At 69.5% G+C, this 13,448-nt stretch carries 8 protein-coding genes and 1 pseudogene; 3 read left to right on the top strand and 6 right to left on the bottom strand.

Annotated elements, in window-relative coordinates; translation table 11 throughout:
* Positions 1-101: 101 nt before the first annotated feature.
* Both clpB and ACWDUM_RS25875 read right to left on the bottom strand, forming a co-directional pair.
* Positions 102-2,654 carry an ATP-dependent chaperone ClpB gene (gene clpB, locus ACWDUM_RS25880; RefSeq protein ID WP_450117258.1) on the bottom strand — a complete coding sequence of 851 codons (2,553 nt, stop codon included), beginning with the start codon at positions 2,652-2,654 and terminating at the stop codon, positions 102-104.
* Between the two features lie 270 nt (positions 2,655-2,924).
* A pseudogene (locus tag ACWDUM_RS25875) lies at positions 2,925-3,006 on the bottom strand (peptide-methionine (S)-S-oxide reductase MsrA); the annotation flags it as partial.
* A gap of 255 nt (positions 3,007-3,261) precedes the next feature.
* Between ACWDUM_RS25875 and ACWDUM_RS25870 the strand changes: the two are divergent.
* Complete coding sequence (locus ACWDUM_RS25870; RefSeq protein WP_450136192.1) at positions 3,262-5,499, top strand: NADP-dependent isocitrate dehydrogenase; 2,238 nt, start codon at positions 3,262-3,264, stop codon at positions 5,497-5,499.
* Positions 5,500-5,669: 170 nt separating this feature from the next.
* Here ACWDUM_RS25870 and ACWDUM_RS25865 read toward each other — a convergent pair whose 3' ends face one another.
* The 3 genes from ACWDUM_RS25865 to ACWDUM_RS25855 form a co-directional block, all read right to left on the bottom strand.
* Complete coding sequence (locus ACWDUM_RS25865; RefSeq protein WP_450136191.1) at positions 5,670-7,550, bottom strand: hypothetical protein; 1,881 nt, start codon at positions 7,548-7,550, stop codon at positions 5,670-5,672.
* A 23-nt stretch (positions 7,551-7,573) separates the two neighbouring features.
* Complete coding sequence (locus ACWDUM_RS25860) at positions 7,574-8,290, bottom strand: alpha/beta hydrolase (RefSeq protein ID WP_450136190.1); 717 nt, start codon at positions 8,288-8,290, stop codon at positions 7,574-7,576.
* An 82-nt stretch (positions 8,291-8,372) separates the two neighbouring features.
* Positions 8,373-9,956: an AMP-binding protein gene (locus ACWDUM_RS25855; protein ID WP_450136189.1), complete on the bottom strand. Its 1,584-nt coding sequence runs from the start codon at positions 9,954-9,956 to the stop codon at positions 8,373-8,375.
* Positions 9,957-10,085: 129 nt separating this feature from the next.
* Between ACWDUM_RS25855 and ACWDUM_RS25850 the strand changes: the two genes are divergently transcribed.
* Entirely contained in the window at positions 10,086-10,844 is a 759-nt protein-coding gene (locus ACWDUM_RS25850) for an FAD-binding oxidoreductase (protein WP_450136188.1), read from the top strand.
* A gap of 45 nt (positions 10,845-10,889) precedes the next feature.
* On the opposite strand, the gene ACWDUM_RS25845 is transcribed toward ACWDUM_RS25850, so the two are convergent.
* The gene (locus ACWDUM_RS25845; protein WP_450117134.1) at positions 10,890-12,053 is read right to left on the bottom strand and encodes an FAD-binding oxidoreductase; all 1,164 of its coding nucleotides are present in this window, start codon (positions 12,051-12,053) and stop codon (positions 10,890-10,892) included.
* A 235-nt stretch (positions 12,054-12,288) separates the two neighbouring features.
* Between ACWDUM_RS25845 and ACWDUM_RS25840 the strand changes: the two genes are divergently transcribed.
* Positions 12,289-13,428, top strand: a complete 1,140-nt coding sequence (locus ACWDUM_RS25840) for a nitric oxide synthase oxygenase (protein ID WP_450136196.1) — start codon at positions 12,289-12,291, stop codon at positions 13,426-13,428.
* The last annotated feature ends 20 nt before the right edge of the window (positions 13,429-13,448 follow it).

Below are 13,448 nucleotides of genomic sequence, written 5' to 3'. Positions count from 1 at the left end.
GACTGCGCGCGTACCGAGCCGCCACCGCACCGATTCCGAGGACCGCGACGAGCACGAGGAGCAGACCGGCGGGCGACCGAATGGTCGCGCACCACGATCGATCAGCCGAGCACCAGCCCTTCACCGTCCTCCGAGGCGTTGACCGCGACGGTGTCGCCGTCGTGCACCTCCCCCGCGAGCAGCTTCTTCGCGAGCTGGTCGCCGATCGCCTGCTGGATCAGCCGGCGCAGCGGCCGCGCCCCGTAGAGCGGGTCGTAGCCACGCACCGCCAGCCACATCCGCGCCGCAGGCGACACGTCCAGCGTGAGCCGGCGTGCCTGCAGCCGCGTGGACAGCTGGGCCAGCTGGATGTCGACGATCGACTCGAGCTGCTCCTCCGACAGCGGCTCGAAGATCACGACGTCGTCGAGTCGGTTGATGAACTCCGGCTTGAACTTCGACCGCACCGCCGCCATCACCTGGTCCCGGTCACCGCCCGCCCCGAGATTCGAGGTCAGGATCAGGATGGTGTTGCGGAAGTCGACGGTACGGCCCTGCCCGTCGGTCAACCGGCCGTCGTCGAGCACCTGCAGCAGGATGTCGAACACATCCGGGTGCGCCTTCTCGACCTCGTCGAACAGCACGACCGTGTACGGCCGTCGCCGCACCGCCTCGGTCAGCTGGCCACCGGTCTCGTAGCCGACGTACCCGGGAGGCGCGCCGACGAGGCGAGCAACCGAGTGCTTCTCGCTGTACTCGGACATGTCGATCCGGACCATGGCGCGCTCGTCGTCGAACAGGAAGTCCGCCAACGCCTTCGCGAGCTCGGTCTTGCCGACGCCGGTGGGGCCGAGAAACATGAACGAGCCGGTCGGCCGGTTCGGGTCGGCGACCCCGGCCCGCGCCCGGCGCACCGCGTCGGACACGGCCTGCACGGCCTCGGCCTGGCCGACGACCCGCTTGCCGAGTTCGGTCTCCATCCGGAGCAGCTTGGCGGTCTCGCCCTCCATCATCCGGCCGGCCGGGATGCCGGTCCAGGCCGCGACCACGTCCGCGACGTCGTCCGGTCCGACCTCCTCCTTGAGCATCACGTCGCCATCGGATGCGCCGCCGGATGCCTCGACCGCGGCGTCGAGTTCCTTCTCCAGCGCCGGGATCCGGCCGTACCGCAGCTCGGCGGCCTTGCCGAGATCGCCGTCGCGCTCGGCACGCTCGGACTCGCCGCGCAGCACCTCGAGCTGTTCCTTGATCTCGCGGACGGAGTCGATGGCCTGCTTCTCGTTCTGCCAGCGCGCGTTGAGCTGGCTGAGCTTCTCCCGGTCGTCGGCCAGTTCCTCGCGGAGCTTGGCCAGACGGTCCTGGGAGGCGGCGTCGGTCTCCTTGGTCAGCGCCATCTCCTCGATCTCGAGTTGGCGCACCTTCCGCTCGACCTCGTCGATCTCGACCGGACGGGAGTCGATCTCCATCCGCAGCCGCGACGCGGCCTCGTCGACCAGGTCGATCGCCTTGTCCGGCAGGAACCGGGAGGTGATGTAGCGATCCGAAAGGGTCGCCGCCGCAACGAGAGCCGAGTCGGTGATGCGCACACCGTGGTGCACCTCGTACCGTTCCTTGAGGCCGCGCAGGATGCCGACGGTGTCCTCGACGGACGGCTCGCCGACGAGAACCTGCTGGAAGCGGCGCTCGAGAGCGGCGTCCTTCTCGATGTACTGGCGGTACTCGTCCAGGGTGGTGGCGCCGACCAGCCGCAGCTCACCACGGGCGAGCATCGGCTTGATCATGTTGCCGGCGTCCATCGCCGACTCCCCGGTCGCGCCGGCACCGACGATGGTGTGCAGCTCGTCGATGAACGTGATCACCTGGCCGGCCGAGTTCTTGATGTCGTCGAGGACGGCCTTGAGCCGTTCCTCGAACTCACCGCGGTACTTGGCGCCCGCGACCATCGAACCGAGGTCGAGGGAGATGACGGACTTACCGCGCAAAGACTCCGGGACGTCGCCGGCGACGATGCGCTGCGCGAGGCCCTCGACGATGGCGGTCTTGCCGACACCGGGCTCACCGATGAGCACCGGGTTGTTCTTGGTGCGACGGCTCAGCACCTGCACGACACGGCGAATCTCGGTGTCGCGGCCGATGACCGGGTCGAGCTTGCCTGCCCGCGCGGCGGCGGTCAGGTCGGTCGAGTACTTCTCCAGCGCCTGGTAGCTGCCCTCCGGGTCGGGACTCGTCACCCGCGCGCTGCCGCGGACCGCGGTGAACGCCTCCCGCAGTGCCTGCGGGGTGGCGCCGTGACCGACGAGCAGTTTCGCGACGTCGGAGTCACCGGACGCGAGTCCGAACAGGACGTGCTCGGTGGAGACGTACTCGTCGTCCATCTCGGTGGCGAGGTGCTGGGCGGCGGTGATCGCCGCGATGGCCTCCCGACCGAGCTGGGGCTGCGTGGTTGCGCCGGTGGCGCGCGGCATCCGGTCGACGAGCGTCTGCGCCTCGCGGTGCACGACGGTCGGGTCGACGCCGACGGCCTTGAGCAGCGGCGCGGCGATGCCGTCGGTCTGGTCGAGCAGTGCCACCAGCAGGTGCGCCGGACGGATGTCCGGGTTCCCGGCGGCGGATGCCGACTGGAGCGCTGCTGTCAGGGCAGCCTGAGTCTTGGTGGTCGGAGAGAACGAGTCCACTGGTCACCCCTTCGGGAAAACGTAGGTCGTGCCTCGAGCCTAGGCCGTCGAGGCGCTGTCACAGAGACCAACGCACGAAAGGTTGAGTCTGTTCCGCTCAATTTACCTGACGAGGACTGGTGAGCCCCTGACCGACCGAGGCCGACGCCTCGTCCGAGTCCACACCGAGGCCCCGGGTCCCCTGGTCGCACGCCGCATCGTCGGTTGGGTTATCTCGCCCTCCGTGGTGAAGTCCGGGACCGCGACGGCGTCCCCGGCCGCGAGCAGGTGCCTCCTCGGCAGCACCCAATCCCTCCCGCGGATAATGGCAGGTGTATCCGCTGGGGTATCGGGCCAGGCAGTCCTGGTGCTCACGTGTTCGGTGACGACCTCCCCCTGTCGGCTCCGCCGGCTGCGTCACCACGGGCTGCAACGACGGCACCCCGCGATCCGGCCCCGAGACGTAGCCGCTCGAGCAGGCCCGTCGACCTGGAAACCGGGCAAACCCGGACGGCGCCGACACCACCGAGACCCCGATGCTCGATACTGGCAACGGCCATCACCCCGTGGCCTGACCTGAGCCGTGGACACCGACACGTGTCCGGCCGAGACGGGAGCAGAACAGAACATGAGCGTGGAACAACCAACCATCATCTACACGCTGACAGACGAAGCGCCGATGCTCGCCACCCACGCCTTCCTGCCGGTGATTCGCACCTTCGCCGAGGCAGCCGGGATCAATGTCGAAACCAGCGACATCTCCGTGGCCGCCCGCATCCTCGCGGAGTTCGGCGACCACCTGACCGAAGAGCAGCGGGTGCCGGACAACCTGGCCGAGCTGGGCCGGCTGACGCAGCTGCCCGAGACGAACATCATCAAGCTGCCGAACATCAGCGCCTCCGTCCCGCAGCTTCTCGCTGCGATCAAGGAGCTCCAGGCGCACGGCTACGCGCTGCCCGACTACCCCGAGAACCCGAAGACCGCCGAGGAAAGCGAGATCAGGGACCGGTACACCCGGTGCCTGGGAAGCGCGGTGAACCCCGTTCTCCGCGAAGGCAACTCGGACCGCCGCGCACCGAAGGCCGTCAAGGAGTACGCCCGCAAGCATCCCCACAGCATGGGCGAGTGGTCCCCGGCGTCGCGCACGCACGTTGCGCACATGCGGCACGGCGACTTCTACCACGGCGAGAAGTCGATGACCGTCGACGGCGACCGTGAGGTGAAGATGGAGCTGCTGACCACCAGCGGCGAGGCCATCGTCCTCAAGCCGAAGGTGTCGCTCACCGACGGCGACGTGATCGACAGCATGTTCATGAGCAAGAAGGCGCTCATCGAGTTCTACGAGGAGCAGATGGAGGACGCCTACAAGACGGGCATGATGTTCTCCCTGCACGTCAAGGCGACGATGATGCGCGTGTCCCATCCGATCGTCTTCGGCCACGCCGTGAAGGTCTTCTACAAGGACGCCTTCGCCAAGCACGGTGCGCTGTTCGACACGCTGGGTGTGAACGTCAACAACGGCCTGTCCGATCTGTACAGCAAGATCGAGTCTCTCCCGAGCGCGCAGCGCGAGGAGATCATCGACGACCTCCACAAGTGCCACGAGAAGCGTCCCGAGCTGGCGATGGTCGACTCGGCGCGCGGCATCTCGAACTTCCACTCCCCCAGCGACGTCATCGTCGACGCCTCCATGCCCGCGATGATCCGGGCCGGCGGCAAGATGTACGGCGCCGACGGCCGGCCGAAGGACACCAAGGCGGTGAGCCCCGAGTCCACCTTCTTCCGGATCTACCAGGAGATGATCAACTTCTGCAAGACCAACGGCGCGTTCGACCCGACCACCATGGGTACCGTGCCGAACGTCGGTCTGATGGCGCAGAAGGCCGAGGAGTACGGCTCTCACGACAAGACGTTCGAGGTCCCCGAGGCGGGCGTCGCGAACATCACGGACCTCGCGACGGGTGAGGTCCTGCTTACCCAGAACGTCGAAGAGGGCGACATCTGGCGCCTGTGCATCGTCAAGGACGAGCCGATCCAGGACTGGGTCAAGCTCGCCGTCACCCGCGCCCGCAACTCCGGGATGCCGGTCGTGTTCTGGCTGGACCCGTACCGCCCCCACGAGAACGAGCTGATCGCGAAGGTGCGGAAGTACCTGCCCGACCACGACACCGAGGGCCTCGACATCCAGATCATGTCGCAGGTCCGCGCGATCCGGTACACGATGGAACGGCTCATCCGCGGGCTCGACACCATCTCGGCCACCGGCAACATCCTGCGTGACTACCTCACCGACCTGTTCCCGATCCTGGAACTGGGCACGAGCGCGAAGATGCTGTCCGTCGTGCCGCTGATGGCCGGTGGCGGCCTGTACGAGACGGGTGCGGGTGGCTCGGCCCCCAAGCACGTCAAGCAGTTGACGGAAGAGAACCACCTGCGCTGGGATTCGCTCGGCGAGTTCCTCGCTCTCGCCGTCAGCCTCGAGGATCTCGGCATCAAGACCGGCAGCAAGAAGGCGGTGTTGCTCTCCAAGACCCTCGACGCCGCGACCGGCAAGCTGCTCGAGAACGACAAGAGCCCGTCCCGCAGCACCGGTGAGCTCGACAACCGCGGCAGCCAGTTCTACCTCGCCATGTACTGGGCCCAGGAACTCGCCGCTCAGACCGAGGACGAGGAACTGCGCGCACACTTCGCGCCGCTGGCGGAGGCGCTCGCGAAGAACGAGAACACCATCGTCGGCGAGCTGGGCGACGCGCAGGGCAACCCGGTGGACATCGGGGGCTACTACCAGCCCGACGCCGAGAAGACCGCGGCCGTGATGCGCCCGAGCCACACGTTCAACGACGCCCTGGCGGCCGCGCGAGGCTGAGTCGCACCGCCCCCACACGATAGGCCCGCACCCGCTCCGGGTTGCGGGCCTTTCGCGTGGGGACGCTCACGACCCGGAGCCTTGCCGGTCACACGGTGTGGTGCCGACGACGAGCAGCGCGGCGAACGCCCGCCGGTCGGTCGGTGCTCCGTCCCGGGTCCCGGGTGCGGTCACCGGATCACCTCGGTGCCCGGCACCACCACCCCGACCGGCCCCACCCCGAGGCACAGGTCCAGGCCCGGCGTCAGGGGCCGCACCGACAGCCGGGAGCCGGTCCCGTACAGCCGCACGTACACCCGGTTCAGGCCGTCCCGCACCGGCACCACGACCGGCTCGCCTGCGCCGAGGCCGACGGCGACGGTCCCGTCCCCGGACGCCCAGTAGTTCAGCTGGGCGGTCCACTGCCAGATCATCAGCGGCCCACCCAGCGGCACGTCCCCACCGGACGGGCCGATCCGGGTGCCGCAGCCCGGTTCCGGCCCCTGGACCGTCCACCGCACCGCCTCCACCGTCGCGTGCACGAGCCTGCCGGACTCGTCGAGTGCCCGCAGTTCCGGTGTGGCGTCGGCGAACTCGGGGCGGTCGGACAACGGGGCGAAGACGTGCGCGGCACCGTTCCACGGCGCGGCGACCGGCAGCAGCGTCATCAGTGACACCGGCTGGTCGAGCAGCGGCACGTCCCGGTGCGCGGCCAGCGACGCGCGGGCGGTGTCCAGGTAGTCGGCGCCGGGATTGTCCCGCCAGGTGCGCATGAAGGTGACGGTCGACCACAGGCTCGACGCCACCAGCCCCGCGACGACGGCGGTCACCACTGCGGGTGTCGCCAGGTACCGGGCGGCGGCGCCGGTGCGCCCGGTGTCCGGCCGGCTCGGCGCGCGGGCCAGCAGGGCGAGCCCGAGCGCCAGCACGACGGCACTGTCACTGGTGTATCGCAGGGTCTGCGCGATCTCGTAGGTCGTGTCCGGGCCGGACCGGGCGAGCATCATCGCGACTTCGGAGGCCGCCACGTACGCCACCATCGCCGTCCACACCCAGCCGGTGCGCTGCTTGCACCGCACCGCGACGACCACCGCGACCAGAACGACGATCCAACTCGCCACGACCAGGCCGGTCGGTGGCGTTGCCCACGGCGGTCCCGGCGGCCACCGCTCCCACCGCCACGGACCTCCGAGCAGGGTCGGGAGCACTCCCAGCGACGTCCCGTGATGCACGAAACTCACGGCCTCGTCGCGGGACGGGACGCGCATGCCCGTCTCGGCGACGGAGAGGTACACCCCCGCCCACAACGCGACGACGGCCGCCGCCGGGAGCCACAGCCGACGACCGGTCCGCCACGCGGTCCGCAGCGGCGCGGCGACGCCGTCGACCCGCGACACGAGCGCCACGACCGCGAAGGCGACCAGCGGCACCAGTACCGACTTCTCGAAGAAGGCCAACGCGACCGCGGTGACGACCGTGCCGCTCAGCGCGTACCGGCGCCGGCCGGTCCGGGCGAGGAGCAGCGCGTCGCCGGCCACCCAGGCGAGCGCTGCCTGCATCGGCAGCGAGTTCAGCCCGGCCGCCCACCACGCGAACGACGGCACGGTCAGCGGCGCGAAGAGGTACAGCGCCAGCACGGCGAGCACGGCGGGCCGCGGTCCGAGCAGCAACCACAGCACGCGCAGCACGGCCAACGCCGCCACCACCTGCAGGACGATCAGGGTCGTCGCGGCCGCCCACCACTGCAGCGGTGCGAGCGCCGTCGTCACCCCGGCGGTCAGGAATGCGGCCGGCATGAGGTGGCCGTCGTGGTTGTAGAGGAGGAACTCGGGCGAGAGCAGCGGCAGCGCCGCCGACCGCCCGGTCAGGATCAGGTCGTCCCAGTACAGGTCGCCGCCGAGCGCGAGCACGCCCCGTACCACCGTCTGGACGGCCACCAGGATCACGGCGGTCGCCAGGATCCGGCGCGCGTGACGGGAGGTCGGACGAGGTGACGGGTCGGCGGCAGCGCTCGCGCGGTCCGTCCCCACCGCCACCACCGTGTCCACACCACCTTCCGTACCGGACGGCATCCACCGCCGGATCGTGAGGGAGCCTAACGTTGATCGTCGACGGGTTCCGTGAACACGGGAGCGGCCCGGTACCCCTCGAATCGCTCGACGAGTTCGTCCGGCCGGGCCAGCGCGGGCAGGTGGCCGCAGTCGATCTCGTCGGGTTCGATGCCCAGACGGTCCCGCACCAGCCGACGCAGGAAGTCGGCGGGAAACATCCGGTCCCGGGTGCACAGCAGGAACCGCGTCGGCACGTCGGGCCACGGCGGCATCGGCAGCGTCTGCTCGAACGGCGTGTTCGACTGGCGACGGGCACCGGTCATCGCGAGGGCCCGGGTCTCGGGCGGGAGATCGTGCAGGAACGTCACCATCGGATCGAACTCGGCGTCCGGGTCGCGGCCGTCCCGCTCGTCGAGGGCGCGCTGCGCGGCCGCCTGCTCGGTGTTCGCCCACCAGTCGCCCGCGGATTCGCCGGCGGTCGGCACCATCGCCGCAACGAGCACGACGAGGTCCACCGCGATGCGCGAACACACCAGCGGGACGAGGAAACCCGCCATCGACTGCGCCACCAGGATCACCCCCGGGCGGTCGCCGACCGCGGCCACCACGACGTCGGCGTACTCGACCAGCCCGGCCGAGTCGTCGTCGCTGGGCAGGTCGGGTGCGATCACCTCGTGCCCACGCGCACGCAGGAGCGGCGTCACGAACTGCCAGTACGACGAATCCGATCCGGCGCCGGGAAGCAACAGGTACGTCGCCATGCGCCGACGCTACCGCGGCTGCGCCGCCCGTGAGTCCTTCTGGCCCGTACGGGGGCCACGAGAACTCACGGGCGCGGAGCGCCTACACCGCCCGGGCCGAGCCCTCCCAGTACCGGGCGCGCAGGGCCTTCTTGTCCAGCTTGCCGATCGGCGTGAGCGGCAGGCTGTCGACGAAGTCCACCGACTTCGGGGCGTGCACGGCGCCCTTCGCCTCCTTCACCATCCCGGCGAGTTCCTCCGCGGACGCGGTCTGTCCGTCGCGGAGCACGACGCACGCCTTGACCGCCTCGCCCCACTTCTCGTCCGGCACACCGACAACCGCGACCGACGCGACCGCGGGGTGCGCGGAGATGACGTCCTCGATCTCGCGGGGGAAGACGTTGAAGCCGCCGGTGACGATCATGTCCTTCTTGCGGTCGACGATGAACAGGAAGCCGTCGGCGTCGGCGCGGGCGATGTCGCCGGTGTGCAGCCAGCCGCCGCGCAGCGCCTCCTCCGTCTCGGCGGGCTTGTTCCAGTACTCCTTCATCACCAGCGGGCCGCGAACGCAGATCTCGCCGAGTTCGCCCTGCGGGACCTCGTTCAGGTCGTCGTCGAGCAGCTTGACGTTCAGCCACGGCACCGGCCGACCGCACGACGCGAGCCGATCGAGGTCCCCGCTGTTCGACGATTCCACGACGTGCTCCTCCTTGCGCAGCACGGAGATCGTCATGCCGCACTCGGACTGGCCGAAGTACTGGAAGAAGATCGGCCCGAGCTTCTCGATGCCCTCCCGCAGTCGCGCAGGCGACATCGCCGAGGCGCCGTAGTAGAGGGTCTGCAGGCTGGAGACGTCGCGGGTCTTCAGGTCGGGGTGGTCGAGCAGCATGTAGATCATCGTCGGCACCAGCATGGTGGCGGTGATCTTGTGCTTCTCGATGGCCTCGAGCACCGCGCCGGGCTCGAAGGCGGGCAGCACGACGAGCGAGCCGCCCCGCATCAGCGTCGGCACGAAGAACGCCATGCCCGCGTGCGAGAGCGGGGTGCAGGCGAGGAAGCGCATCTCGTCCGGCCACTGCCATTCGGCCATCTGGATCTGCGGCAGCGTCACACCGGACGCGAAGGTGTTCACCACGCCCTTCGGCTTGCCGGTGGTGCCGCCGGTGTAGACCATGCTCGACGGGTCGTCGCCGTCGACGTCCGCGGCGACGAGACGGGTGGGCTGGAATCCCTCCGCGAGGGCGAGGATGTCGGTGCCGACCTCGGACGGGCCGAGGGAGAAGAAGTTCTTCAGGGTGGGGACGGCGGCCTTGAGCTCGGCTGCCCGCTCCTCGAATGCGGTGGGGTCGAAGATCAGCGTCTCGATCTCCGCGTCGCCGAGGATGTAGGCGTGGTCGTCGATCGACCCCATCGGGGCGAGGGCGGTGTTGCGGCAGCCGAGGATCATCTGCGAGCCGACGCTGATGAGCACCTCGGGCCGGTTCTTCGACAGCATCGCCACCGTCGACCCCTTGCCGACGCCCTGCGAGGCCAGCGCCTGGACGAAGCTGCTGATCTGGTCACGCATCTGTCCGCCCGTCAGGACGACGTCACCGAGGTACAGAGCCGGACGGTCGGCGTTGCGCTCGAGCGCCGTGATCAGCAGATCCGCAAGGAACTGCGGCCGATGCAGGACGTCGGTGGTCATGAATGCTCCGCTCTCGTGGGCGCCGGTGCGCGTGGTGTGCCTCACACAGTAGATCGAAAACTGACACATGTTCTAGTGCCAGTTTCGTTTGTGCTGAGCGGGGCCGCGATCCGACTACCCTGAGACCTCATGCAGACCGCGGACGAGCAGCAGGTGGAACTGACTACGGTGACAGTGGTGCAGCACCACCGGCTGCGTGAGGACCTGGCCGTCATCCGCCTCGAGGGCGAGTTCGTCCCGTTCGCCGCGGGCCAGTCGATCGGCGTGATCGTGCCGCAGAACCCGAACCTGGGCCGGCGCTACTCCCCGGCCCTGCCGCCGTCGCTGGACGGCAAGCTCGAGTTCCACGTCCGGACCGTGCCCGCCGGATGGCTCAGCGGCGCGATCGTCGCGGACACCGCCGTCGGGGACGAGTGGCAGGTCGGCGCACCGAGCGGACGACTGTCGATCGACCCCGATGCCCGCGAGGTGATCATGGTCGCGGGCGGCACCGGCCTCGCCCCGCTGCGGGCCCTGATCCTCGACCTCACGCGGCGCCCGCAGCCGCCGCGGGTCTTCCTGTTCATCGGCGGCCGGTACCCGCGTGACCTGTACGCCTCGGACATGCTGTGGCTGCTCGACGAGCAGCTCGAGTGGCTGACCGTGATCCCGGTGGTCGAGGAGATCGTCGACCCCGCCTGGTCCGACCAGTGGTACGAGCGGGTCCGCGGCGCCGCCGGGTACGGCGAGGACCACTACATCCAGGGCACCCTCGCCGAGGTGGTGAGCTCGTACGGCGCGTACGTCGACCACCAGGTGCTCGTCGTCGGGTCGCCCGCGATGGTCCGCTCCACCGTCCGTGCCCTCGTCGACACCGGCACCCCGGCCGGCGCCATCCAGGTCGGCTGACCCGGCCCCGCCCCGCGGACGATCAGAAGACCGGCCCGCGGCCGATCAGAAGAGCGGATCGTGCCGGATGTTCTCCATCGGCGTTCCCTTGGCCTGCAGCCGGTACTTGACGGTCTTCACCATCGACGGCGATCCGACGATCTGGATGTCGCGGTCCTCCCAGGCCCCGAACTCCGCGACGACCTCGCCGAGCTTGCCGGTCAGACGCTGGTGCATGCCCGGCGGTGGCGTCGGGACCGGGTCGAAGTGCCACCACGGATCGGTGTCCTGCTCGGACACCGGGATCACCGTCAGCCACGGGTTGGTCCGCGCCAGCTGCCAGAGGGTTTCCAGGTCGTACAGGTCGCAGGGGTAGGTGCCGCCGACGAACAGGTGCACGCGGGGGTTGCTGCCCCGCATCGCCATCTCCATCACCTGCGCGCGCAGGGGCGCGATGCCGGTGCCGGAACCGATCATCAGCTGGTCGCGCCCGGACGCCCGGTCGATGCCGAGCGCGCCCAGCGGCGAGGCGATCAGCCACTCGTCACCGAGCGCGGTCTGCCCCACCATGGCGGGGCTGACCCAGCCACCGGAGACGCGGCGGATGTGGAACTCGATCTGGCCCTCGTCGTTGGCCGGGATCGACGGCGACAGGTACCGCCACATCCGCTGCCGTCCCGGGACGCTGACGCTGACGTACTGGCCGGCGCTGTAGTGCATCGGCTGGTCGAGTTGGAGCCGGACCACGGCGACGTCCCGAAGCACCTGGTTGTGCTCGACGACCCGACCCACCCAGGTCCGCGGTCCCGACTCCGAGTGCGCGGCCTCGATCATCACGGACGCGATCAGTGCGATCGCCTCGCGCCAGGCCTGGTCGACCTCCTCGGTCCACAGCTCGTTGCCCGCGAAGTCCTCGAGCGCGGTGATCAGCGCGTTGCCGACGGCGATGTAGTGCTCGTCGGTGACGCCGTACTTGCGGTGGTCGCGGCCGAGCTGGGCGAGGAACGGCACGATCTGGTCGGTCTCGTCGAGCTTGCCGACGACGTAGCCGATCGCCCGCAGCAGCCGGTCGCGCTGGACGTCCATTGCTGCGGGAAAGAACTCGCGTGTGCCCGGGTAGTGCGAGAAGAGGATCGCGTAGAACGAGCGGGCCAGCCGCTCGGGTCCGTCGTCGACCGCGGCGACTGCCTTGAAAGTCGTCCGGACTAGCGAAATCTTCGTTGCGTCCACCGCACTGTCCCCGTTCCGCGCGCGAACGGCGACCGTCGGCGTCCTGACAGAGCGCAGACTCGGCGGCCGCCGATTGGGTTTGAGTGATTCTATGCGGCGGATCTCACAAAATCGAAGGGGCCCCCACGCTGGATCGACGGTTGTGAGCGATCCCACTAGGCTGCGCCCGACGTTGTTTCGGACAGCGTAAGAAAGGAGCTTCGAGGTCGTGGTCATTGCCGTTGGGGACGAGTCACTGAGCAGCGAACGAACAGCGATCGGGACGCAGGCCGTACAGGAGTCGGAACGCCGGCTGCGTGAGTGCGCGGAGTTCTACGCCCTGCCCGAACTGTCCCATCTGCCCGCTACGCGGGCGCGGGAGGCGATCGACGAGTTCACGCTGACCGGACGCTACGAACACACCGCCGAGGAGCTGCTGGTCGGCGCCAAGCTCGCCTGGCGCAACCACGCCCGCTGCGTCGGCCGCAAGCACTGGCGCACGCTGAAGCTGATCGATGCTCGCGACGCGGCAACGGCGGAGCAACTGGCGGAAGCGTGCTGGGAGCACCTGCGCGTCGCGACGAACGGAGGTGCGCTGCAGTCCGTCATCACGATCGGACCGCGCCCCCTCGACGAGGGCCGCGAATACCGCATCCTCAGCCCTCAGCTGATCCGCTACGCCGGCTACCGCCACGCCGACGGTTCCGTGACCGGCGATCCCGCGCACGTGGAGCTGACCGAACTGGTCACCCGGCTCGGCTGGCGGGGCGAGGGCACCCGGTTCGACGTCCTCCCGCTGCTGATCTCCACACCGGACGAACCGATGCGCTGGTTCGACGTGCCCCGCGAGCTGGTGCTGGAGGTGCCGCTCACCCACCCGAACTACAAATGGTTCGCCGACCTCGGGCTCAAGTGGCACGCGGTGCCGGCGGTGTCGAACATGGACCTCGAGGTCGGCGGCCTCACCTACCCGTGTGCACCGTTCAGCGGCTGGTACGTCAACACCGAGGTCGGGGCGCGCAACTTCTCCGACACCTACCGGTACGACATGCTGCCGACGATCGCGGCCAAGCTCCGCCTGGACACGAGTTCGCACCGCACGCTGTGGCGCGACCGCGCCCTGGTCGAGCTGAACCGGGCCGTCATCCACAGCTACCGCGAGGCCGGCGTGATCATGGTCGACCACCACACCGTCGCCGAGCAGTTCCTCGACTTCGTCGGGCGGGAGGAGGCGGCCGGTCGAACCTGCCCGACCGACTGGTCCTGGATCAATCCGCCGATGTCGGCATCGCTGACGCCGACCTACCACCGGCTCTACGACGCGCCGGACCTGGACGTGCGGCCGAACTTCGTGACCCGGACGGGCGCCTCGGGCTGCCCGGTCACCGGCGGCTGACGGCGCGAGAGGGCCTCGCC

Source organism: Rhodococcus sp. NPDC003322 (genome assembly GCF_053589555.1).
The sequence above is the reverse complement of the archived record's forward strand: the minus strand, read 5'-3'. Positions and strand labels throughout refer to the sequence as shown.